Below are 22,425 nucleotides of genomic sequence, written 5' to 3'. Positions count from 1 at the left end.
GGGGGCCTTGGCTCCCGGCCTTCCCTCGTCGCTCCGGTCGCTTCGCTCCCTGCGCTCCTCAGTCCAGGCCGGGAGGCCCCATGACCCAGTCTGGCCGAGTATCAGGCCTTGGCGGGAAGGGTGGCCGGCTTGAAGGACGGCCGGGTTGCTTCGTACGTCGCGATGTCGGCCTCGTGGGACAAGGTGATGCTGACGTCGTCGAGGCCGTTCAGCAGCCGGTAGCGGGTGTAGTCGTCGATCTCGAACGTCGCCGCGACGTCACCGGCCGAGATCGTCTTGTTCTCCAGGTCGACCGTGACCTTGGTGCCCGGGTCGGCCTCGACCGTCGTCCACAACTGCTCGACGACGTCCTGGTCCACCAGGGCCGCCAGCAGTCCGGCCTTGCCCGAGTTGCCGCGGAAGATGTCGCCGAACCGCGACGACACGACCACACGGAACCCGTAGTCGAGCAGGGCCCAGACCGCGTGCTCCCGGGACGATCCGGTACCGAAGTCCGGTCCGGCCACGAGCACCGAGACCCCGTCGTACTCGGGCTGGTTGAGGACGAACGCCGGATCGTTGCGCCAGGCCGCGAACAGCCCGTCCTCGAAGCCGGTCCGGGTGACCCGCTTCAGGTAGACCGCGGGGATGATCTGGTCGGTGTCGACGTTGCTCCGGCGCAGCGGGGCCGCAGTACCGATGTGCTGGGTGAAGGCTTCCATGATTCTGCTGCTCCTCAGACGTTCTCGGGTACGGCGACGTCGACGGGCGGAAGGTCCGCGGGGGCCGCGAGGGTCCCGGTGACCGCGGTGGCGGCGGCGACCAGCGGCGACACCAGGTGGGTGCGCCCGCCCTTGCCCTGACGGCCTTCGAAGTTGCGGTTCGACGTGGAGGCGCTGCGCTCCCCCGGAGCCAGCTGGTCCGGGTTCATGCCCAGGCACATCGAGCAACCGGCCCCACGCCACTCGGCGCCGGCGTCCTTGAAGATCGCGTCCAGGCCCTCGGCCTCGGCCTGCAGCCGGACCCGGCCGGAGCCGGGAACCACGAGCATCCGGGTGCCCTCGGCAACCTTCCGGCCGGCCAGCACACCGGCCGCGGCCCGCAGGTCCTCGATCCGGCCGTTGGTGCACGAGCCCAGGAACACCGTGTCCACGTGGATCTCGCGCATCGGCGTACCGGCGGTGAGGCCCATGTACTCCAGCGCGCGCTCGGCCGCGACCTTGTCGTTCTCGTTGTCGAAGTCGGCCGGCGACGGGACGTTCTCCGACAGCGGGATGCCCTGGCCGGGGTTGGTGCCCCAGGTGACGAACGGCGCGATGTCCTCTGCCCGCAGCACGACCTCGCGGTCGAACGTGGCGTCCGCGTCGGTGGCCAGGCTCTTCCAGTACTCGACGGCCGCTTCCCAGTCGACGCCCTGCGGCGCGTGCGGCTTGTCCTGCAGGTAGGCGAACGTGGTCTCGTCCGGCGCGATCATGCCGGCCTTCGCGCCCCACTCGATCGACATGTTGCAGATCGTCATCCGGGCTTCCATGCTCAGCGCCCGGATCGCCTCGCCGCGGTACTCCACGATGTAGCCCTGGCCGCCGCCGGTGCCGACCTGCGCGATCAGCGCGAGCACCAGGTCCTTGGCCGAAACCCCGTCGGGCAGCGCGCCGTCGACCGTGACGGCCATCGTCTTCGGCCGGGCCTGCATCAGGGTCTGGGTGGCGAGCACGTGCTCGACCTCGCTCGTACCGATGCCGAAGGCAATCGCCCCGAACGCGCCATGAGTAGAGGTGTGGCTGTCACCGCAGACCACGGTCATGCCGGGCTGGGTCAGGCCGAGCTGCGGGCCGATCACGTGCACGACGCCCTGGTCCGGGTCGCCGAGGGTGTGGATCCGGATGCCGAACTCCTCGGCGTTCTTGCGCAGCGTGTCGACCTGCGTGCGCGACACCGGGTCGGCGATCGGCTTGTCCACGTCGTACGTCGGGACGTTGTGGTCCTCGGTGGCGATGGTCAGGTCGGGCCGCCGGACCTGCCGGCCGGCCAGCCGGAGTCCGTCGAAGGCCTGCGGGCTGGTCACCTCGTGCACCAGGTGGAGGTCGATGTAGAGGAGGTCGGGCTCTCCGTCGGCATGGCGCACGACGTGCGCATCCCAGACCTTTTCCGACAACGTCCTACCCATCAGACTTCTCCTCCTTGATACTTGTCCCGCCCCGGCGCCCCGAGTGAGGCTTGTGGTGAGGTGCTATCGCTCACAGTGCTCCGGAACCCAGGGCAGAAGCGACTTGCGTTCCACGATTCGAGACGGCAATATCGTTTCATGGACAACTCTAGCGGAGTCGGCGTTCTCGACAAAGCAGCTCTCGTTCTGTCCGCCCTCGAGTCCGGGCCGGCGACCCTGGCCGGCCTGGTGGCGGCCACGGGACTGGCCCGCCCGACGGCGCACCGCCTGGCGGTGGCGCTGGAGCACCACCGTCTGGTCGGACGCGACATGCAGGGACGGTTCGTGCTCGGTCCGCGACTGAGTGAGTTGGCCTCCGCCGCCGGCGAGGACCGGCTGCTCGCCACCGCCGGCCCCGTGCTGGCGCGGCTGCGGGACATCACCGGTGAGTCGGCGCAGCTGTTCCGCCGCCAGGGTGAGTACCGGGTCTGCGTCGCCGCCGCGGAGCGTCCGTCCGGCCTGCGCGACACCGTGCCGGTCGGTAGCCAGTTGACGATGGCGGCCGGGTCGGCAGCCCAAATACTGCTTGCCTGGGAGGACCCGGAGCGGATGCACCGCGGCCTCCACAACTCGACCTTCAACGCTGCGGCACTGGCCGGCGTACGGCGTCGTGGCTGGGCGCACTCGGTCGGCGAACGCGAGCAAGGTGTCGCGTCCGTCTCCGCTCCGGTCCGGTCGCCCAGCGGCAAGGTGATCGCGGCGGTCTCGGTCTCCGGCCCGATCGAGCGGCTGTCCCGCCAGCCCGGCCGGATGCACGCTCCCGCGGTCATGGCGGCCGCCGAACGCCTCTCCGAAGCGCTCCGTCGCGCCTCTGAGTAGTCGTATCCGCTCACGGTAGTTGTCAACCGGTCACGCTGGGATCACCATGAGGTTGAGAAGCCTCTAGGAGGTCTACATGGAGCGGGACTGGTTCACTCTCGGCTGGAAGATGCTGATCGTCCGGGGCGTCATCGGTATCGTGTTCGGTATTTTCGCCATCGCCTGGCCGATCAACACAGCGATCGCGCTGGCGTTCATCTGGGGCTTGTGGGCCTTGATGGACGGCATCAGCTCGGTCGTCCAGGCGTTCCAGCCGGAATCACGCGGCAGCCGGCTCTGGCTGATCACGCTCGGCGTGATCGCACTGATCGCGGCGTTCTTCGCGATCACCAGCCCGGGCCTGACCGCGAAGGCGCTGACCTGGATCCTCGGCATCTGGCTGATCATCCGTGGGATCTTCGAACTGTTCGGAGCGTTCAGCAGCAACCGGGTGACCCCGCGCTGGCTGCTGGTGCTGAGCGCCGCCCTCTCGATCCTGCTGGGCATCCTGTTCGCCGTGAATCCGGGTGCCGGCGCGGTCGGCATCGCAGTCCTGCTCGGGATCACCGCTCTCATCTGGGGTGTCGTCCTGATCGGCGTCGGACTGTCCGTACGCCGCGAACTGACCGGCCCAGCGCACACCAGCCCATCCCCGGCCTGACAACCACGGCCCGGCCTGGACAGCGGGCCTAGAGTGAGTGCCGTGGCGTTGCGAGTTGTCTTTGCGGATGACAACTTCCTCGTGCGCGAAGGCATCTCCGCGCTGCTCACTGAGACCGAGGACATCGAGCTCGTCGACGTGGTCACCGATCCGGCCGCGCTGCTGGAGTCGGTGGCCCGGCACCGGCCGGACGCCGTCCTGACCGACATCCGGATGCCCCCGACCTTCACGACCGAGGGCATCGACGCCGCCAAGCGGATCCGCGCCGACCACCCGTCGATCGGGGTCGTCGTGCTGTCGCAGTACGTCGAGGAGGACTACGCGTTCGACCTGCTGTCCGACGGCGTCGCCGGCCTCGGGTACCTGCTGAAGGAACGGGTGTCGCAGCGCGACGAGCTGCTGCGAGCCCTGTACGACGTCGCGCGCGGCGGCTCCGTCCTCGATGCCCGGGTCGTCGAGGGTCTGCTGGCGCGCAAGGCGCGGGATTCGCGGTCACCTTTGCCCGGCCTGACCGACCGCGAGCGCGAGGTGCTCCAGGAACTCGCCGCAGGTCGCAGCAACGAGGCCACGGCGAAGGCCCTCTTCATGAGCACCAGGGCCGTGGAGAAACACATCAGCTCGCTCTTCCAGAAACTCGGCCTGGCCGACGAGTCCGACGTCAACCGGCGCGTGATGGCCGTCCTCGCCTACCTCGAAGCGACCGGTGGGCCGGCCGGCCGCTGACGTCGGTGGGGGTCAACCGCACCAGGCCGGGCGGACAGCACCATGTCGGCTCGACGACTTGTCCCCCACGATGGCTGTCAGGAGGTGGGCAAGTGTCCGAGGTACGCGTACTGATCGTGGATGACCAGGAGCCGTTCCGGCGCGCGATCGCCGCAGTCGTGTCGGAGACGGACGGTTTCGTCGTCGTCGCGTCCACCTCGTCCGGCGAGGAGGCGCTGCTCGCCGTCACCAGGCTGCGTCCGGGTCTCGTGCTGATGGACGTCAACCTGCCCGGTATCGACGGCATCGAGGCCACCCGGCAGATCACCCGGTACGCCGCTCCACCGGTCGTCGTACTGCTCTCGACCTATGACCGGGAGGAGTTCGACCTCTCCGGGTGTGGGGCCGCTTCGTACCTGGCCAAGGCCACGTTCGGTCCGGACCTGCTCACGGCTGCGTGGGCTCGCCGGGACCGACCGGAATGCTGATCGTCAGCAGACCGGCCTCATCGAGCCCGAGCCGTCCGCCCGCCGCCTCCACCCGGTCGACGAGCGCCTGTACGTCGATCTGATGGCCGGCCAGGCCACGGATCTGCACCTCGAGCTCCGCAGCCACCACCCGGAGGTCGATCCGGGTCGTCACGGACCCGGCGCGCACCGCCTCGACGCAGCAGAAGTAGACGGCCGCCTCGACCCTGGAGGGGAACCGCCGGTCGGCCGAAGGCTCGACGTGCAGAGCGACCGCCTGATTGGTGCGCGCCAGGTGTGAACTGAGTGCGCGGGCCAGACCTGCCCGGCCTAGCTGGGTGGGGAACAGCCCTCGGGTCAGTTCGCGCAACGAGTCGAGTGCCGCATTCGTCTCGTCAACGAGTTGCTCGAGCTCGTCGGCCGCCGTACTTCCCGATCTCACCACGCTGAGGCGGCTCAACCGCTCGGCCATCGGCTGCAGATGGGACAGCACGTCGCGGGAGATCGCAGACTCCAGGCGGCGGCGAGCGGCGTCGTCGGCCGCGATGATCCTTCGCCGGGACTCCGCCAGCGCCTCGGTGGTGTGATCAAGGGCAGCCACGTGCCCCGCCAGCTCGGTCTCCATCGCGGCGTTGCGGAAGGCGAGCGCGGTCTGGTCGGCCAGATCGTGCAGCAGTCGCTCGTCCGCGGCCCGGAGCCCGTGCCCCTTCGGCATCGTGACGCCGATGCTGCCGAGCGTGTCGCCATCCTGGCGGACGGGGACCTGGTACTCCGGCGATCCGTTGCCCGGCGTGGGCCAGGCAACGGAGATTCCTACCAGGCCGGGAACCTGCAGGGCCGCGGTGGACGACTCCGCGGACACCGCGCGCCCGGCCGCTTCGGCGACAGCAGGCAGCAACGCGTCCGGTGACGGCGGCTCCGTGAGGCGGCGGCTGAACTCCGAGAGTGCCTCGTAGGGCAACGCCCTGGCCCCGTAGGCCAGCCGGTTGGCGAACCTGACAACCCGCTGGCGGAGTGGCTGGAAGGCGATCGCGACCAGCACGGTGGCGAGCAGCGACAGCCAGAATCCACTGGTCCGGGTGTTGAGCAGGGCTGCGACCGCCAGGACCAGACCGACGTAGCCGACCCCGGCAAAGATGGTGCCCAGGGCAAGTACGACGGCGCGGTTGATGATCAGGTCCAGATCGAACAACCGGTAGCGCAGTACCGCGGTCGCGAACAGCAGCGGCAGGCAGAAGAAGGAGGCGAACAGCGGGAGGCTCGAGATCCAGGTCTGCCTTCCGCCGTTGAGCAGTTGGGCGACGATCAGGTAGACGAAGCTCAGGGCGACGAACACCGCCGACAGCGCGATCAGCCGCAACTGCTGCCGCAGAACTCCCTGGCTACGACGCAGCCGGAGGATGATGGACACCATCGCGGCGACCAGTCCCGCGGTGATGAAAGGCAACCCCAGGATGGACAGCACACTGCCGGTCGCCCCGAGCTCCTGCCGGTCGATGTCGAATTGGGCCGGCGGCAGGGTGAGCAGGCTTCCGGCGTACCCGGCGTACCCCACCAACGTCACGACGACCGCGGTGCGCCAACGGCGGGACAGCAGCCGGCCGTCCGGCGCGACCAGGAAGACGATCGCCAGCGCAGCCAGTGCGAGCTGTCCGCCCAGCAGCGCGGAGATCCAGCCTGCGATCCCGCCGAGGCTCGCGGACCCCGGCCCGTCGGCCGTGGCCACCCAGACGCTGTAGGCCTCGGTCAGCAACGAGATCGACGCGCTGAAGCCGATCAGGAGGAGCAGCCAGCCGATCGGGTGCCGCGCCCAGCGTGCCACGATCAGTGCGCCCATCGCCGAGCACCCCACGACCGCGCCGGTGACGAACGGGAAACCGTGCACGGCGACGGCTTCCTCGGACAGCAGCCCACGGTAGGCCGAGGTGACCCAGACGTCGGCGCCGGCGATGAGCACGGTGAGCGCCGTCAGTACCCAGGCCACCCGCGCGTACATGTCAGGCCACCGGCCGATGTGCGGCAGGCAGTCTCGCTGCCACGAGGGTGCCGCGCGAGGGTGCCGTCTCGATGGTCAAGGTGCCGCCGGCCGACTCGACCCGATCACGCATGTTGGCCAGACCTTCGCCCGGATGCGCCGCCCCGAGATCGAACCCGGCACCGTCGTCCCGGACGGTCACCTCCAGGACGGTCGGACCGCCCCGCAGATCCAGCCGGATCGCCGTCGCCGACGAGTGCTTGGCCGAGTTCTGCATCGCCTCCAGCGCACAGAAGTACGCCGCGGCCTCGACGCCGGCCGGGTACCGGCCGATGTCAGCCGCGACCAGTTCGGCCGGCAGCGGGCTCCGGGAGGCCGCCGACCGCAGTGCGACCGCAAGCCCTTCGTCGACGAGCAGAGTCGGGTAGATGCCCCGCGAGAGGCTGGTGATCGTCTCGATGGTCGCGGCAGCCGCCTCGCGCTGCTCCACGAGCAGCCGGTCGGCCCGTTCGGGCGACCGTCCGGCCAAGGTGTGGGCCAGTCTCAGGTTCACCGCGAGCGCGACCAGATGCTGTTGAGCGCCGTCGTGGATGTCGCGCTCAAGCCGCTTCCGCTCGGCGTCCTGCGCGTCGACGAGTCGTTGCCTCGACCTTCGCAGTTCCGCCGCGAGCCTGGACAGCTCCGCGAGCCGATGAACCAGCTCGGCCCGCAACCGCACGCCGCGCAGTACCAGCCCGGCCTGGTCGGCCAGCCCCGCGAAGAGCCGTTCCTCGACCGGCGTCAGCGGTACGCTCTCGTGTTCCTGCACGACCAGAACGCCCAGCAGTTCGCCGGCCTGACGCACCGGCAACTGCCGTCGGCCGGGAAATTCACGGACTGCCGCTCCGTCCGTGGGCCAGGTTGCGGCAAGCCACAACCTGCCGTCGACCATCAGCCACACCTGCGCTGCCTTCGCACCTGTCCCGGCGGCCAGGACCTCGGCCATCCGGGCCGGCAGGTCATCGGTCGCCGGGCCGCCGGTCACTGCCGGCGAGAACCGGCTCAAGACCTCGTACGGCGATTGCGATCCGCCGTGCACCAATCGCGACATAACGACCTCGAGCTGTGACTGCACCCGCCCGAGGGACAGGGCCACCACCGCGGTCGCCAGGACGGAAAGTCCCGCATCCGGCGACGAGGTGTGGTCGATGAGCGCACCGCCGCCCAGCACGATGACGACGTACACCAGCACCACGAACACCACGAGCCCGCCCAGCACCAGCAGCGCAGCGAGTTGTTCACGGCGGGTCCGCCGTCGCCCCCACAACTTCACCTCTGCAGTCTGCGCCCAGCGGTGGCGGGATGGGAGTGCCCGAACCCCAGGGGTGGGGTCAGCCGCACGATCGTCCGCCGATTGCCCACGGCCAGCGCCCCGGCGCCGTGCGCCCAGCCCGATGGGATCGGGTGCCGGGAACGCCTTTGCTTGGACTACGCCGCTCGACCGGGGGGTCGAACCAGGGCACATCGCAAGCCGACACAGGGAGAATCACATGTCTGCCACCACCATCGCTCCGACGACGACCGCGGCCCGGGCCGAGGGCGTCAGCAAGTTCTACGGCAGCGGCGACGCGACCATCGCCGCGCTCAAGGACGTCACCGTCAGCCTCGAGGCCGGTAGGTTCACCGCGATCATGGGGCCGTCCGGCTCCGGCAAGTCGACCTTGCTGCACATGCTCGCCGGTCTCGACCGGCCCACGTCGGGTGAGGTGTTCCTCGGGGACACCCGGATCACCGCGCTCAACGACAAGGCGCTGACGCTGCTGCGCCGGGACCAGATCGGCTTCATCTTCCAGTCATTCAACCTGCTTCCGACGATGACCGCCGCGGAGAACATCGTCCTTCCGATCCGCATCGCCGGCCGCAAGCCGGACGACGTCTGGGTCAAGTCGATCGTCGACAAGCTGGGCCTCGCCGACCGGCTGACCCATCGCCCGACAGAACTGTCCGGTGGGCAGCAGCAGCGGGTCGCCGCCGCCCGCGCGCTCGCCTCGCGTCCGCAGATCGTGTTCGCGGACGAGCCCACCGGTGCGCTCGACTCCGCCTCGGGAACCGAACTACTCGGCTTCCTGCGCAAGGCCGTCAAGGAACTCGGCCAGACGGTCGTCATGGTCACCCACGACCCGACCGCCGCCAGCTACGCCGACCGGGTCCTTTTCCTGGCCGACGGGCACGTCGTCGACGAGATGTTCGAGCCGACGGCCGACGCCGTACTCGACTTCATGAAGCATCTAGGAGCCTGAGCCATGTTCACTGCAACGCTGCGCGGCATGCTCGCACACAAGGTGCGACTCGCCCTGACCGTGGCCTCGATCGCGCTCGGGGTCGCGTTCCTGGCCGGCACCTTCGTCCTGACCGACACCATGCACCTGGCCTTCGGCCAGTTGTTCGGCAAGGTCTCCGCCGGCACCGACGCGGTCGTCCGCGCCGAGGCTGCCTACAGCCAGTCCGAAGGCATCAGCACCAGCCGGGCGCCCATCCCCGCCTCCGTCCTCACCCAGGTCCGCCAGGCCGACGGGGTCCGGACCGCCGAGGGTTCGGTGAGCGGCTACGCGCTGCTGACCGACAACAGCGGCCGGGCCGTCCTGACCAGCGGCGGAGCTCCCACCATGGGCTACAGCCTTCCGGCCGATCCGGCGCTGCGAGGCGACGTCAAGCTGCTCACCGGCACCGCGCCTTCAGGTGCACACCAGGTGGCGATCGACGCCACCAGCGCCGAGGAGCACCACATCGCCCTCGGCTCCACGATCAAGGTGCTGTTCCGCGGCCCGACTCAGGAGTTCACCGTGGTCGGCACCGTCGGGTTCGGCGGCGAGAAGAACCTGGGCGGTACGACCGGGGCCTATTTCGACTCCGCCACCGCGCAACAGGTGCTGGGAGCGCCCGGGTTCTTCGACTCGATCGGCGTCAGCGCCGATCCCGGCGTGGCACTGGCCGACCTGGTGCAACGGATCAGCACGGTGCTGCCCGACGGCGCCGAGGCGGTCACCGGTGCGACCGTGGTGCAGGAGTCCACGGACGCGGTGAACAAGGACCTGAAGGTCGTCACCGTGATGTTCACGATCTTCGCCGGTATCGCCTTGTTCGTCGGCTCGTTCATCATCTGGAACACCTTCACCATGACGATCACCCAGCGGTCCCGGGAGATCGCCCTGCTCCGGGCCATCGGAGCCACCCGGCGCCAGGTGAACCGGAGCCTGGTGCTCGAGGCGCTGTTGCTCGGCCTCGTCGCGTCGGCCGTCGGAATCGGTCTCGGCCTCCTCGTCGCCAAGGGCCTGAACCTGCTGATGGGCGCGGTCGGCTTCAGCCTGCCCAGTACGTCGATGCAGGTGGAGCCCCGCACCATCGTGGTATCCCTGCTGGTCGGCACCGTGGTCACCGTAGTGGCGGCACTCGTCCCGGCCTACCGGGCCACGAAGGTGCTGCCGGTCGAGGCTCTGCGTGAGGCAGTGCCAGGCTCCGGCAACCCGACGAAGAAGCGGGTGATCAGCGGGGCCGTCGTCACCGTCATCGGTCTGACCGGACTGTTCATGACCTTGTACGCCGACCTGAGCATGAAGCTGTTCGGCCCCAGCCTGCTGGCCATCATCGTCGGTGTCCTCATGCTGCTGCCGGCCGCCGCCCGTCCGCTGGCGTCACTAATCGGCGTACCGCTGCGGATGCGTGGCCTGCCCGGCGAACTGGCCCGGCAGAACGCGATGCGCAATCCCCGCCGTACGTCGTCCACGGCCGCCGCGCTGATGGTCGGCCTGACCCTGGTCGTCAGCATGGGCGTGTTCGCCTCGTCGCTGAAGGCCTCGTTCGGGGACATCATCGGGGACTCGACCAACGCTTCCCTGTTCGTCACCCCGTCGAGTTCCCAGGGCCCGGGCTACAGCCCGGAGGCGATCAAGGCGGTCCAAGGCGTGTCCGGAGTCGACAAGGTTTCCGCCAGCGGCTGGGGTCAAGCCCGGTTCGACGGCGCGGATTCGAGCTACTCCGCCGTCGACCCGGCCACCGCGACGGCGGGCCTGAACCTGCGGTTGTCGGCCGGCTCCGTGTCCGACCTCGGCACTACCGGGATCGTGGTGGCGCAGTCCGCCGCGACGACGCACGGGTGGAAGATCGGCGACACCATCGGGACCGAGTTCGCCGAGACCGGCAAGCACGACATGTTGGTCGTCGGCATCTACGACAGCAAGGGCTGGATCAGCGACGACTTCGTCATCAGCATCGCCGCTCAGACCGCCGCGGCCGGTCCGCAGCTGATCACCTCCGGCCTGGTCACGCTCGTGCCCGGCGCCGACCGGTCGACCGTCCAGAAGGCCATCACCGCGGCCCTGGCCAACCACCCCGACGCGAAGGTGCTCGATCGCAAGGGGTTCGAGAAGGAGGCCAGCGGCTTCATCGACAAGCTGCTCACGTTCGTCACGGTGATGTTGCTGCTGGCGGTCATCATCGCCCTGCTGGGCATCGTCAACACCCTGGTGCTGTCGGTCTTCGAGCGGACCCGTGAACTGGGCCTGCTCCGGGCGGTCGGCATGACGCGGGCTCAGGTCCGGGCGATGGTGCGCTGGGAGTCCGTGGTGATCAGCCTGATCGGTGCGCTGGCCGGAGCCGCCCTCGGCATCGGTCTGGGGCTCGCACTGTCGCAGGCACTCGCGGACGAGGGCATCAAGGCCATCTCGATCCCCGGCCTGCAGGTGGCGCTGTACGTGGTGCTGGCCGCGGTCGCCGGTGTTCTGGCGGCCGTCGGACCGGCCAGGTCCGCCGCGAAGGTCGATGTCTTGAAGGCGGTGGTCGCGGACTGAGATCCCGACAACAGACGAAGGCCCGGACCGTGAGGTCCGGGCCTTCGATTCTCTGGTAGCCCCGACGGGATTCGAACCCGCGCTACCGCCTTGAGAGGGCGGCGTGCTAGGCCGCTACACAACGGGGCCAGAGCGATGTCGACCGGTCCTTGCGGGCCGGGCAACGAGGTTGAACTCTACCGATTTCCATCGGTGCGGTCCAATCCGCTGGGGTACTAGGACTCGAACCTAGACTAACTGAACCAGAATCAGACGGGCTGCCAATTACCCCATACCCCAAAGGCATTTCACTACCGTTGTGAGCTTGTTTCCGCCCTCACAACCTGGCTCGAAGAGAGTACCCGAGCAAGGGCCCGGACACCAAAACGGGTCCCCTCCGCCGGGTTGTCACTCCCGTCACACCAGTCGCTTGCCAGGTCCCGGTGCAGCGGTCAGCGGCAACGCGCAGACGCTGTCCAGCTTCATCCGCCGGGCCAGCCACAGCGCGATCGCACCGAAGGCCGCGAACTTCACCACGTCGACCGTCACCAGCGACCACGGCGCGTCCTGAACACCGAGGCTGGCGCCCACGCTGTCCGTCATTGCCGCAAAGATGAACGTCACCACGTTGTTCGCCGCGTGCGCCGCGATCGAGGCCTCCAGCCCACCCGTGCGTACGACGAGCAGGCCCGCGACCAGACCGAACGCGAACCGGTCCAGGAACAGCGCCGGACTCTGCCACGGCCAGATCCCGTGCGCGACCGTGAACAGGACGGTCGTGACCAGGATCGCGATCACGGCACTCCGGACCAGCGCGCCGACCGCCTGCAGCAGGTAGCCGCGGAAGAAGTACTCCTCCCCCGCCGCCTGGAACGCCGACGTCAGCAAGGTGACCGCGATCACCGCGATCGCGTCCGGCGCGGCACCACCGCCGTGGCGCTCACCACCGGCGAGCTCGATGCCGCCGAACTGGATGACCGCGAGCATCACCAGTTCGAGTGCGACCGCCGCCACCGCGAACCAGGCCAGCGGCTTCCAGCGCAGCCGGCCGACCACCGAGGACAGCAGCCCCGGGGTCTGCCGGTTGAGCACCCGCGCGACCAGCATGCAGAGCGGGATCAGGACGATCAGCGACAGGTTCGTCGCCAGCAGCCCGAACCACGAGACCGTGCCCTCGGGGTCCTTCCGGATGACCTGCTGGAAGCTCAGGATGATGACGCTCGCGATCATCCAGCCGACGAGGATCGCGAGCGCGCCGAGCACAACGAACCCCCGCGGCGCGTACGGGTTCCGCAGCAGCCGCAGGTAGGTCGGGGCTTGCGTCTCGACCGGTTCGCTTGCGGTCATGACGTCGTACGACGGGCCTGCTCGAGCCGGTGCAGCGACTTCTCCCGGCCGAGCAGTTCCAGCGACTCGAACAGCGGCGGGGAGATCCGGCGACCGGAGATCGCCACCCGGACCGGGCCGAACGCGTTCTTCGGCTTCAACCCGAGCCCTTCGATCAGCGATGCGCGCAGCGCCGCCTCGATCGCCTCGGTGGTCCAGTCGACATCTGCGAGCGCCTTGGCCGACGCTTCCAGGACCGCGCCCGCGTCACCGGTGAGCACCTTCGCGGCGGCATCCGGGTCGATCGTGAACGCCTCCTCGTCGACGAACAGGAACCCGAGCATGTCGACGGACTCCGACAGCGAGTTCATCCGCTCCTGCACCAGCGGTACGGCGGCCTGCAGCAAGGCGAGCTGGTCCGCCGACGGCTCGGCCGGGAGCACCCCCGCCTTGGCCAGGAACGGGATCATCCTGGCCCCGAAGTCGTCGGGCGACAGCATCCGCATGTGCGCGGCGTTGATCGCCTCGCACTTCTTCGGGTCGAACCGGGCCGCGTTCGCGTTCACCTTGCGGATGTCGAACGCCTCGATCATCTCCGCCATCGTGAACACGTCACGGTCATCGGCGATCGACCAGCCGAGCAGGGCCAGGTAGTTGAGCAGGCCCTCGGGCAGGAAGCCGCGCTCCATGTACTCGCCGAGCCCCGCGCCCGGGTCGCGCTTGGACAGCTTCTTGTTGCCCTCGGTGCCCATCACGAACGGCAGGTGCCCGAACCGCGGCGTCCGGCCGCCGCCGATACCGATCTCGGCGAGCGCCTCGTAGAGGGCGATCTGCCGCGGCGTCGACGGGAGCAGGTCCTCGCCACGCAGGACGTGGGTGATCTCCATCAGCGCGTCGTCGACCGGGTTCACCAGCGGGTAGAGCGGGTAACCGTTCGCCCGGACCAGGACGTAGTCGCCCAGGTTCTCCGGCAGGAAGGTGATCTCGCCGCGGACCAGGTCGTCGAACACGATCGGCCGGTCGGGCATCCGGAGCCGGACCACGGGCCGGCGGCCTTCGTCGACGTACGCCTTGACCTGCTCGTCGGTCAGGACGCGGCAGTGGCCGTCGTACCCGCTGTGCTGGCCGGCGGTGCGGGCGGCCTCGCGGCGCTGGTCGAGCTCCTCCTGCGAGCAGTAGCAGTGGTATGCCCTGCCCGCCGCGAGCAGCTTGGCGACGACATCGGCGTAGATGTCCATCCGCTCGGACTGCTTGTAGGGGCCGTACTCGCCGCCGACCTCGGGGCCTTCGTCCCAGGTCAGGCCGAGCCAGCGGAGCGACTCGAGCGTGTAGCCCAAGGCTTCGGGGGTGTTCCGCGCCTGGTCGGTGTCCTCGATCCGGAGCACCAGCGTGCCGCCGTAGTGCCGGGCGAAGGCCCAGTTGAACAGCGCGCTGCGGATGTTGCCGACCGTCAGCAGTCCGGTCGGCGACGGTGGGAACCGCACCCGGACCTGGTTCGGTTCCAGGCCGCCCAGGACATCGCCGTCGTCGGCAAAGGAAGCAGCGGCAGGCCGGTCAGTCACGCACGATCACCTTGTTCGTCAGAGTTCCGATTCCTTCGATGCTGATCGAGACCTCGTCGCCGGGCAGCATCGGGCCGACCCCCGCCGGGGTGCCCGTGAGCACCACGTCGCCGGGCAGCAGCGTGGTGAAGGAGGTGATGTAGGCCAGCACCTCCGGGATGTCGAAGATGAACTGCGAGGTCCGCCCGTCCTGCTTGGGCTCGCCGTTCACCTCCGTCGTGACGCGTACGTCGGAGACGTCCAGCTCGGTGGTGATCCACGGGCCGAGCGGGCAGAACGTGTCGTACCCCTTCGCCCGGGCCCACTGCCCGTCGGACTTCTGCAGGTCGCGGGCGGTGACGTCGTTGGCCACCGTGTAGCCGAAGATCACCTCGTTGACCCGCTCCTTGGGCAGGTCCCGGCAGATCCGGCCGATCACGATCGCCAGCTCGCCCTCGAAGTGCAGGTCGTTGGTCTGCTCGGGGTAGATGATGCCGTCCCGCGGGCCGATCACACTCGTGTTCGGCTTCAGGAAGATCAGCGGCTCCTTGGGCACCTCGTTGCCGAGCTCCTGCGCGTGCGCGGCGTAGTTGCGCCCGACACACACCACCTTGCTCCGCGGGATCACCGGCGCGAGCAGCCGGACGTCGGCCAGTTGCAGCTTCTCCCCGGTGAACTGGACCGGCCGGTAGAGCGGGTCCGAGTCGAGCACCGCAACGGTGCCCACGAGTCCTTCGGGGTCGTCGGTCTCGACGACGCCGTACTTCGGTTCGTCGTCGACGGAGAATCTGGCGATACGCACGGCCTGAGCCTACCGTCGCAACGGAATGAGACAGTTATCCGGTGACTGTTGATATCCGCCCGGCGCTTCCGGGCGAGTACGACGCGGTCGGCGAGCTGACCGTGGAGGCCTACACGCACGACGGTTTCGTCCGGGGCGACTACGCGATGACGCTGCGTGCGGCCGCCGACCGGGCGGCCAAGGCGGAGCTGTGGGTCGCGACGGACGCCACCGGGCTGCTCGGCACGGTGACTTACTGTCCGCCGGGCTCGGTCTACCGGGAGATCGGCCAGGACGGCGAGGGCGAGTTCCGGATGCTCGGAGTGGCGGGTCGGGCGCGTGGACTGGGCATCGGGACCGCTCTGACCGAGCGCTGCGTCGAACGCACCCGAGAGCTGTGCCTGGCCCGGCTGGTGATGTGCAGCGCCATCTACATGACCACCGCGCACCGCGTGTACGAGCGCCTCGGCTTCGTCCGGCTGCCGGACCGCGACTGGTCCCCCATCGCCGGTGTGGACCTGTGGGCGTTCGCCCTGGACCTGTGACTGCCACGCTGACGTTTGCCGAGTGGACGCCTCTTGAGGCGGCCCACCATCGCCGGGTCGACTGCCTGGTCGCGGATCACCTCGAACGCCGGCGCCGCCGCGAACCCCACCCGGTCGAGGACTTCCTCTTCACCTACTACCCCACGCGGCCGAACCAGCTCCGCGTCTGGCACCCCGGCCCCGGCATCCGGTTGCTCGAGGCGTCCGAGTACGACGGGCGCCGCGGGTACACGTACGTCGACGGCGCCGCCGGCCTGGATCCGGCGGAGATCTCGCGCCGCTCGGACAGCATCCGGTGGATCCGCCGGCTGCTCGCCGCGACTCTCGATCGGCAACCACAGTTCGGCTGTTTCGGGCTGCACGAATGGGCGATGGTCTATCGGACATCCGCCGTACGTCATGAGAAATGGCCGCTCCGGCTGGGCGCCGCCGGCACCGACCAGGTGGTCGAGTCCCACAAGATCGCCTGCTCGCACTTCGACGCGTTCCGCTTCTTCACGTCGCCCGCACGACCGCTGAACGTGCTGCAGCCGACCCGCGAGTCCCAGCCTTCGCTCGAACAAGGCGGCTGTCTCCACGCCAACATGGACCTCTACAAATGGGCCTCCAAGCTCATGCCCTTCACGCCGAGCGCGTTGTTGCTGGACTGCTTCGAGCTGGCCCGCGACATCCGCACCCTCGACATGCGCGCGTCGCCGTACGACCTGTCCGCCTTGGATTACGAGCCCGTGCTCATCGAAACCCCGGCGGGCAAAGCCGAGTACGCCGCCGCCCAACGCGGCTTCGCCGACCGCGCCCGCCCGCTCCGCCGGCAACTCGTCGACCTCTGCGACGCGCTCCTCCGCTAACCTCACTCCATGGGAAAGATCGTCGCCATCGCCTTGGGTGCCCTACTCCTAGCCATCGGCGCGATCTGGACCCTCCAAGGCCTCGGCTACCTCAAGGGCAGCTCGATGACAGGCAGCTCGTTCTGGGCCATCGTCGGCCCCGTCGTGGCTGCCGCCGGAGTGTCCCTGGTGTACGTCGCCCTCCGAGGGCCCCGGAAACGCTGACGGATTCAGGTCGCCTTGCGGACGACTGCCCATTGGTAGTGCATGTTGCGGCCGTCGTCCCAGGTGAGCCATTCCTCGACGGTTGCGTGGCGGTGGAGGGTTTCACGGAGGCCGGCGTCGGTGCGGATGCTGAAGAAGCGGCCCGGGCCGAAGCCGGAGTCGTCTTGCCAGACGTGCTCGCCGCCGGTGGTGTCGCCCCAGAGGCCGATCGCGAGTGGCGCGCCGGGCCGGAGGACTCGCACGATCTCCGCGAGCGCCTGGTCGAGATCCTCGTCGGCCACGTGCAGGAGGGTGCTCATCGTCCAGCCCGCGTCGAAGGTCGCGTCCTCGAACGGAAGGTCCAGCACCGAGGCAACCTGTGCTTTCAGGCCGAGCGAGCGGCACGTCTCGACGCTCGCCGGCGCGAGATCGACGCCGGTGTAGTCGAACCCAGCATCGGCGATCGCCTGTCCGTCGCGCCCAGGACCGCAGCCGATCTCCAGAACGGTCCGGCGCCCCTCACGCTCCAGTTGCTCGATGTACGCCGTACGCCGTACGACGCGTGCGTCGGGGAGATCCCGGCCAACGCGAGCCTCGACCTCGTTGTTGTAGTACGCGATCAGGTCGCTCTCGCGCTGTGTCCGCCCATCGTCCGTCACAGGCCGATGGTAGAAGGATCGGGCTCGGGCTTCGACTGAATACTCAGCCCTAGAAGCGTCGGGGCGGGTCGTTGCCGGTGGTGCGGTGGATGGTGACGAGGGTTGCGCCTTGGCGGGCAGGGGCGGGGACGACCGTGTAGAGCGTGCGTCCGTTCGGGAACGTGAACTGCTGGGCTGCGCCGGCGGCTCCGGTTGTGGCGTCGCGTGAGGTGAGACCTTCCACGGTCTTGTTCGTGGTGAGGAGTGTGAGGACCAGACCCAGGCTGTCGCTGCCGCCGAAAATGTAGGTGTCACTGGTTACTACCGGTGGCGACATGCCGGCCGCTCCAATGGTGTCCTCGGTCTCCGCACCGGTCCGGTACGAGCCGTCGGCCGGCACGCTGGCGAACTGGTAGCCACCCTCGACCGCGAAGGCATACAGGGTCCGATGGTGCGGCATCCCCGTCGAGTCGTAGTACGTGCGGTCGTCGAGCAGGACCGGATCTCCGATCGGCGGGGTCGCCTTGACCTGCGCCGACTGCGGATCCAGCGGCAACGGCGACGACGTGTACTGGCCGAGCGCGGCCGGGTCCGGTGACTGTCGTCCCGCCGGCCCCGAGCAGGTTGTGCGCCGGCCGACCAGCCAACCGTTCATCGTGTACGTCAGCTCGGTCCGGGCGATGCGCCGGCCGGAGGAATCACCGTAATCGAGCACACCGGTCGTGCCGTTGAGCGTGAACTGATACCGCGGTACGCCGTACACGATCGCTTCCGGTGGTGTCTCGGTGGGATCGAGGACGGCGCGAACCCGGTTGCCCGTGACGGAGTTGATGCCCGGTTCGATCACCCTCCGGTTCTTGCACGCCCAGGCGCCGATCGCGCTCGGCAGCGGTCCGCTCGACGGAGTGCTCGTCGAGATCACGGGTTCCGGTGTCGTCGTGATCGCCGACGGCTTGTTGCCGTTGGCAAATAGCGCGGCGACGACCAGGACGCTAGCCACCGAGGCAGCAGCCAGGTACGGCGTGAGTCGCCGGCGCCAGCCTGCTGGGTGGCTGACCGGGGCGCCGGTTGGTGACTCCGCAGAGCGCTCGTGGAAGGCCTGCCACAGCTGGTCGACGTCGACCTGCACCTGTGTGGCGGCCCGATCGAGGTCTTGCGTCAGCCGGCGCTCGGGTTCGTTCATCGGTGTTCCTCGAGTTCTACCGCGAGCCTGGCCAGGCCGCGGCTGACGAGTGATTTGACCGTGCCGACGCGCACTTGCATCGCGTCGGCGATGTCGGCCAGGGGTAGATCGAGCCAGTAGCGCAGCACGAGCGCCTCGCGCTGCCGCGGCGCCAGGCGGTCGAGCGCCCGCAGCAGCCCGAGCACCGACTCGGCCAGCTCGACCTGCTCGTCGGCCGGGGCGGCCGTGACGGGATGCAGGATCTTGCGGTCGGCGATGAGCTTGCGCCGGCGTCGCGACCGCACCTCGTTGACCACGATCCGGTTCAGGTACCCGGGGAGGTTCGCGATCTCGCGGTGCCGGCGGACGGCGTACAGCCGGCAGAACGCCTCCTGGACCACGTCCTCCGCATCCTCCGCGCCGAGCAGATGCGCCAACCTAACCAGCCGCGCCGCCTGCGCCCGGAACAACGCCTCGAACCCAGACGTCAGCGTGGGCGTTGACCCCGCCGGACGCCCCGGCGTGGGCCCCGCCTCGTCGCCGCTCACCGCGTCTCCCAGGATCAGCCCCATACCTGAATGACGATCCCGGCGACGAAAGGTTGAGTCAATCCGTCCGAATGGCCTTCAGCGCGAAGAGCAAAGGAATGCGGGGCGCCTCGTCCGGCAGCCGCCACCAGCCTTCCGGCGTTTGCTGCATCGAGGGCCACCGCGGCCACGGCAGGACCCCGGACTCACGGAGAGAGGTGAGGCGGAAGCCGGCGCCGGCGAGAGTGGTCACGAGCTCGCCGATCCCGTGCCGCCATTCGTAGCTGCGCTGCCGACCGGGAACCTCGTCGCCCGTGTACGTGACGGTGGAATCGTGAGCGATCGCCCCGCGACCTTCGAGGTAGTCGGCGCGGAGGACCAGCTCATCGGTCTCACCCGGCAGCGACACCTCGCGGAGCGCGTTCAGCAGTGGGTGGAACTCGACGACGTACAACGCGCCGCCGGGTTTCAGGAGCGCGTGGACGACCTTCGCCCAGTGCTGCAGATCCGGGAGATAGCAGAGCGCGCCCTTGCCGGTGTAGACGACGTCGAATCGACGACCCTGGACCGCATCGACCGCGTCGTAGACATCGGCGTGCACGTACTCGACGTCCTGATCGGCGTTGGCAGCGATCCGGCGTGCTTCCTCCAGCGACTTCGCCGACAGGTCGAGACCGGTGGTCCGCGCGCCGCGCTGGGCGAACGCGATGGTCTCGGTCCCGAGGTGGCACTGCAGATGGAGTACGTCGCGCCCGCGCAGTGAACCGAGGTCGTCCCACTCGTAGTCGGCGAACCAGTCCTCCGCGGGCTGACTGTAGAACTGGCTGGCCGCATGCAGCGGCGCCCGCGCGTCCCAGTCCGCCTCGTTGGCGGCCACCATCTCCTGAGTCTCCACGTCCAACGTCACCGGCGTCTCCGTCCGTCTCCGTTCGGCCGCCGTCCAGTCTGCCCACAACCGGGTCCACACCTCGCCACTCAAAGTCACCACCATCCACAGGCTGTGGACTCTTGTTCAAGGTTTGTGGATAAGCTTGAATAAGAGGTATGGCACGGGTCGAGTTGCATCGGTGGCCTGGGCACCCGGACGGGTTCACCCGGGCGGAGCGGTTGGGCGGGTCCTACGAGTTGTACTTCCCGGATCCGCTGGTCGGGCGCGAGTTCGACCTGAGCGACGACGTGCTCGCCGTCCTCGAGGACGCCGCCGGCGACCTCGCCCGGCTCGACGCAACGGCCGCCGTGCTCACCAACAGTGAGGCGCTCGCCCGGCTGCTGCTGCGGGCCGAAGCTGTCGGGTCCTCCCAGATCGAAGGACTGGTGGTCGGCGCGCGCCGCCTGCTCAAGGCCGACGTACTCCGTGATCGCGCCGGCAGCGGACCCGGTGACGTCACCGCCGAGGAGGTGCTCGGGGCAGTCGACGCGATGACCTGGGTGACCGAATCCGTCCAGGCCGGCGACAATCTCGAGGTCGACCACCTGCTGCAAGCACACCGGCGACTGATGGCCCAGTCCCCCACCCCCGACGTCGGCGGGGAGATCCGCTACCTGCAGAACTGGATCGGCGGCCGCTCCCCCGCCGAGGCGTACTACGTCCCGCCGCCGGCCCATCTGATCCCTGACCTCCTCGCCGACCTCATGACGTTCGTCCGCGAGTCCCGCCTGCCGGTGCTGGCCAAGACCGCGATCGCCCACGCCCAGTTCGAGACCATCCATCCATTTGCCGATGGCAACGGTCGGACCGGCCGTGCATTGATTCACTTGATCCTGCGGGCCGACGGCCTGGTCTCGCGGACCGTGCCACCGGTGTCGTTGTCGCTCGCCACGCACGCGGGGCAGTACATCGAGGCCCTGACCGACTTCCGCTACGTCGGGCGGGCGACCACCGCCAAGGCGCGGTCGGCGGCGAACCCATGGCTGAGCATGTTCGCGATGGCGTGCAGTCATGCGACCGCGGAGGCTGCTCGCTTCGAGCAGACCGCCACGGACCTCAAGACCGCGTGGCGCGAGCGGGCGACACCCGTCCGCGCGGGATCTGCGACCGACCTGTTGATCGAAGCACTGCCGGCGGCCCCGGTCCTCACCCTCGCCGCGGCCGCGCAGCTCATCGATCGGTCTCAGCAGGCCGCCAACCAGGGACTGGCGAAGCTGGTCGAGGCGAAGGTCCTCCGCGAGGTCACCGACGGCCGCCGGAACCGTGTCTACGAAGCCCCGGAACTGATCGACGCCTTCACGTTGCTCGAGCGGCGCTTCGCCAGCCCGGCGGCCGATACCCGGATCGAACCGCCTAGCAGACCCGTTCCGTCGAGGCCAGAACCAACACACCATCCGCATTGACTTTCTCCTCCCCGTCGAGACACAATTCGAACACATGTTCGATCGCGTCTCAAATCGAGGCGCCTGACGGGGAGCGTGAGAACCGTGATGCCGGAGCCGTTCGACTGGGACATCCTGCACCGCCCATCAGCGATGGCGATGGTGCGAGGCCAGCTCGGCTTCAGCTGGATGGTGTTGTCCGGCCGGCTCGCCCAGCTGACCGACGAGCAGTACTTCTGGCGACCGAGCAGCGAGGCCCTGACCGTCGTCCGGCGGCACTACGCCGGCCGGTTCCGATCACTCGGATCCGGGGAGTGGGTGGCGCAGTGGCAGGACGAGCCGGACCATCGCGGCCCACGCACGATCGCCTGGCTGATCGCCCATCTGACCGAGACCTTCTTCGAGCGTTGGGAGTGGACGTTCGGCGAGAGCCGGCAAGGCCGGGCCGACATCACGCTGCACGGCAACGCGCGGGATGCGGTGGCCTGGCTGACGCATTGGGTGGACGCCTGGCAGGAGTCGATCGCCGCGCTGGACGAGGAGCAGGTGATGACGGTCGGCCTGAGCCAGGCGACCGAGCTGGACGCGGGTGAGCCGTTCGGCCACGTCGTGCTCCGGCTCAACCGCGAGCTCATCCACCACGGCTCGGAGATCATGACGCTTCAGGATCTGTATGCGGTCGCGGCCTGAGAACCACAAGATGTGCGACACGCGGCGTGGCGCTACCACAAGATCTAGATCCCGCCGCCTAGCATCACTACTGCTGGTGGTTCGGAGTGGTCGGCACCACAAGATGTGGGTCACGCCGAGGCAACAGGGGAATCCGGTGCAAGTCCGGAGCTGCCCCGCAACGGTGAGCGGAGACCTTCCGCGAGTCCGGATACCTGCCACCGGCGCGTGCACCGCCGGTGCACGCGGTCCGAGACCTCGCGGGTGGGTCGCAGGGCGTGACGGCAGTGTTCCCGGCCGGT

Annotated in this window: 22 protein-coding genes, 2 tRNA genes and 1 riboswitch; of the genes, 11 read left to right on the top strand and 13 right to left on the bottom strand. The window is 68.9% G+C overall.

Going from position 1 to position 22,425, the window contains the following annotated elements; all coding sequences use genetic code 11:
- Positions 1–101: 101 nt before the first annotated feature.
- Positions 102–701 carry a 3-isopropylmalate dehydratase small subunit gene (gene leuD / locus AB0E63_RS36510; protein WP_360376369.1) on the bottom strand — a complete coding sequence of 200 codons (600 nt, stop codon included), beginning with the start codon at positions 699–701 and terminating at the stop codon, positions 102–104.
- Positions 702–715: 14 nt separating this feature from the next.
- Positions 716–2,146 carry a 3-isopropylmalate dehydratase large subunit gene (gene leuC / locus AB0E63_RS36505; RefSeq protein WP_360376366.1) on the bottom strand — a complete coding sequence of 477 codons (1,431 nt, stop codon included), beginning with the start codon at positions 2,144–2,146 and terminating at the stop codon, positions 716–718.
- Between the two features lie 138 nt (positions 2,147–2,284).
- On the opposite strand from leuC, the gene AB0E63_RS36500 reads away from it, so the two are divergent.
- The 4 genes from AB0E63_RS36500 to AB0E63_RS36485 all read left to right on the top strand — a co-directional run bounded on the left by AB0E63_RS36500 (position 2,285) and on the right by AB0E63_RS36485 (position 4,834).
- Entirely contained in the window at positions 2,285–3,004 is a 720-nt protein-coding gene (locus AB0E63_RS36500) for an IclR family transcriptional regulator (RefSeq protein WP_360376363.1), read from the top strand.
- Between the two features lie 76 nt (positions 3,005–3,080).
- Positions 3,081–3,644 carry an HdeD family acid-resistance protein gene (locus AB0E63_RS36495; protein ID WP_360376360.1) on the top strand — a complete coding sequence of 188 codons (564 nt, stop codon included), beginning with the start codon at positions 3,081–3,083 and terminating at the stop codon, positions 3,642–3,644.
- Positions 3,645–3,686: 42 nt separating this feature from the next.
- On the top strand, positions 3,687–4,367 hold the full coding sequence (locus AB0E63_RS36490) for a response regulator transcription factor (protein WP_360376357.1): 681 nt from the start codon (positions 3,687–3,689) through the stop codon (positions 4,365–4,367).
- Between the two features lie 92 nt (positions 4,368–4,459).
- Entirely contained in the window at positions 4,460–4,834 is a 375-nt protein-coding gene (locus AB0E63_RS36485; RefSeq protein WP_360376355.1) for a response regulator transcription factor, read from the top strand.
- Here the strand turns inward: AB0E63_RS36485 and AB0E63_RS36480 are convergent.
- Together AB0E63_RS36480 and AB0E63_RS36475 are read right to left on the bottom strand one after the other, a co-directional pair.
- Positions 4,794–6,809 (bottom strand): hypothetical protein, encoded by a 2,016-nt coding sequence (locus tag AB0E63_RS36480; protein WP_360376353.1) that lies wholly within the window; start codon positions 6,807–6,809, stop codon positions 4,794–4,796. The genes AB0E63_RS36485 and AB0E63_RS36480 overlap by 41 nt on opposite strands.
- 1 nt (position 6,810) lies before the next feature.
- Positions 6,811–8,100: a histidine kinase gene (locus AB0E63_RS36475; RefSeq protein WP_360376351.1), complete on the bottom strand. Its 1,290-nt coding sequence runs from the start codon at positions 8,098–8,100 to the stop codon at positions 6,811–6,813.
- A gap of 217 nt (positions 8,101–8,317) precedes the next feature.
- Here AB0E63_RS36475 and AB0E63_RS36470 point away from each other — a divergent pair, with 217 nt between their 5' ends.
- Entirely contained in the window at positions 8,318–9,067 is a 750-nt protein-coding gene (locus AB0E63_RS36470) for an ABC transporter ATP-binding protein (protein WP_360376349.1), read from the top strand.
- A 3-nt stretch (positions 9,068–9,070) separates the two neighbouring features.
- The gene (locus tag AB0E63_RS36465) at positions 9,071–11,614 is read left to right on the top strand and encodes an FtsX-like permease family protein (RefSeq protein ID WP_360376347.1); all 2,544 of its coding nucleotides are present in this window, start codon (positions 9,071–9,073) and stop codon (positions 11,612–11,614) included.
- A gap of 53 nt (positions 11,615–11,667) precedes the next feature.
- Here AB0E63_RS36465 and AB0E63_RS36460 read toward each other — a convergent pair.
- The 5 genes from AB0E63_RS36460 to AB0E63_RS36440 all read right to left on the bottom strand — a co-directional run bounded on the left by AB0E63_RS36460 (position 11,668) and on the right by AB0E63_RS36440 (position 15,262).
- A tRNA-Glu gene (locus AB0E63_RS36460) sits at positions 11,668–11,743 on the bottom strand.
- 78 nt (positions 11,744–11,821) lie between these two features.
- A tRNA-Gln gene (locus AB0E63_RS36455) sits at positions 11,822–11,893 on the bottom strand.
- Positions 11,894–12,010: 117 nt separating this feature from the next.
- Entirely contained in the window at positions 12,011–12,940 is a 930-nt protein-coding gene (locus AB0E63_RS36450) for a CPBP family intramembrane glutamic endopeptidase (RefSeq protein WP_360376344.1), read from the bottom strand.
- Positions 12,937–14,481 carry a glutamate--tRNA ligase gene (gltX, locus tag AB0E63_RS36445; protein ID WP_360376341.1) on the bottom strand — a complete coding sequence of 515 codons (1,545 nt, stop codon included), beginning with the start codon at positions 14,479–14,481 and terminating at the stop codon, positions 12,937–12,939. Before gltX ends, AB0E63_RS36450 begins: the two co-directional genes overlap by 4 nt.
- Positions 14,474–15,262: a fumarylacetoacetate hydrolase family protein gene (locus AB0E63_RS36440; RefSeq protein ID WP_360376339.1), complete on the bottom strand. Its 789-nt coding sequence runs from the start codon at positions 15,260–15,262 to the stop codon at positions 14,474–14,476. Before AB0E63_RS36440 ends, gltX begins: the two co-directional genes overlap by 8 nt.
- Positions 15,263–15,303: 41 nt before the next feature.
- Between AB0E63_RS36440 and AB0E63_RS36435 the strand changes: the two genes are divergently transcribed.
- Genes AB0E63_RS36435 through AB0E63_RS36425 form a run of 3 tightly spaced genes read left to right on the top strand, consistent with a single transcriptional unit; the run spans position 15,304 to position 16,838 of the window.
- Positions 15,304–15,786, top strand: coding sequence for a GNAT family N-acetyltransferase (locus tag AB0E63_RS36435; protein WP_360376336.1), 483 nt, complete (start codon positions 15,304–15,306; stop codon positions 15,784–15,786).
- Positions 15,783–16,634 carry a 3-methyladenine DNA glycosylase gene (locus AB0E63_RS36430; RefSeq protein WP_360376334.1) on the top strand — a complete coding sequence of 284 codons (852 nt, stop codon included), beginning with the start codon at positions 15,783–15,785 and terminating at the stop codon, positions 16,632–16,634. The genes AB0E63_RS36435 and AB0E63_RS36430 overlap by 4 nt, the downstream gene beginning before the upstream one ends.
- Before the next feature lie 9 nt (positions 16,635–16,643).
- Positions 16,644–16,838: a hypothetical protein gene (locus AB0E63_RS36425; protein ID WP_360376332.1), complete on the top strand. Its 195-nt coding sequence runs from the start codon at positions 16,644–16,646 to the stop codon at positions 16,836–16,838.
- Between the two features lie 5 nt (positions 16,839–16,843).
- Here the strand turns inward: AB0E63_RS36425 and AB0E63_RS36420 are convergent, their stop codons facing one another.
- From AB0E63_RS36420 to AB0E63_RS36405, 4 genes are read right to left on the bottom strand one after another with little or no spacing between them, the layout of a single operon-like run.
- Positions 16,844–17,476, bottom strand: coding sequence for a class I SAM-dependent methyltransferase (locus AB0E63_RS36420; RefSeq protein WP_360376329.1), 633 nt, complete (start codon positions 17,474–17,476; stop codon positions 16,844–16,846).
- A gap of 49 nt (positions 17,477–17,525) precedes the next feature.
- Positions 17,526–18,638, bottom strand: coding sequence for a hypothetical protein (locus AB0E63_RS36415; RefSeq protein WP_360376326.1), 1,113 nt, complete (start codon positions 18,636–18,638; stop codon positions 17,526–17,528).
- Positions 18,635–19,189, bottom strand: a complete 555-nt coding sequence (locus tag AB0E63_RS36410; RefSeq protein ID WP_360376323.1) for a sigma-70 family RNA polymerase sigma factor — start codon at positions 19,187–19,189, stop codon at positions 18,635–18,637. The genes AB0E63_RS36415 and AB0E63_RS36410 overlap by 4 nt, the downstream gene beginning before the upstream one ends.
- A 34-nt stretch (positions 19,190–19,223) precedes the next feature.
- Positions 19,224–20,051 carry a class I SAM-dependent methyltransferase gene (locus AB0E63_RS36405; RefSeq protein ID WP_360376321.1) on the bottom strand — a complete coding sequence of 276 codons (828 nt, stop codon included), beginning with the start codon at positions 20,049–20,051 and terminating at the stop codon, positions 19,224–19,226.
- Positions 20,052–20,188: 137 nt separating this feature from the next.
- Between AB0E63_RS36405 and AB0E63_RS36400 the strand changes: the two genes are divergently transcribed.
- On the top strand, positions 20,189–21,475 hold the full coding sequence (locus tag AB0E63_RS36400) for a Fic family protein (RefSeq protein ID WP_360376318.1): 1,287 nt from the start codon (positions 20,189–20,191) through the stop codon (positions 21,473–21,475).
- A gap of 75 nt (positions 21,476–21,550) precedes the next feature.
- Complete coding sequence (locus tag AB0E63_RS36395; protein WP_360376316.1) at positions 21,551–22,144, top strand: DinB family protein; 594 nt, start codon at positions 21,551–21,553, stop codon at positions 22,142–22,144.
- Positions 22,145–22,204: 60 nt separating this feature from the next.
- Positions 22,205–22,361, top strand: a riboswitch (cobalamin riboswitch).
- Positions 22,362–22,425: the final 64 nt, after the last annotated feature.

It is taken from the genome of Kribbella sp. NPDC026596, assembly GCF_040638415.1.
Taxonomy (GTDB): domain Bacteria; phylum Actinomycetota; class Actinomycetes; order Propionibacteriales; family Kribbellaceae; genus Kribbella.
The sequence above is the reverse complement of the archived record's forward strand: the minus strand, read 5'-3'. Positions and strand labels throughout refer to the sequence as shown.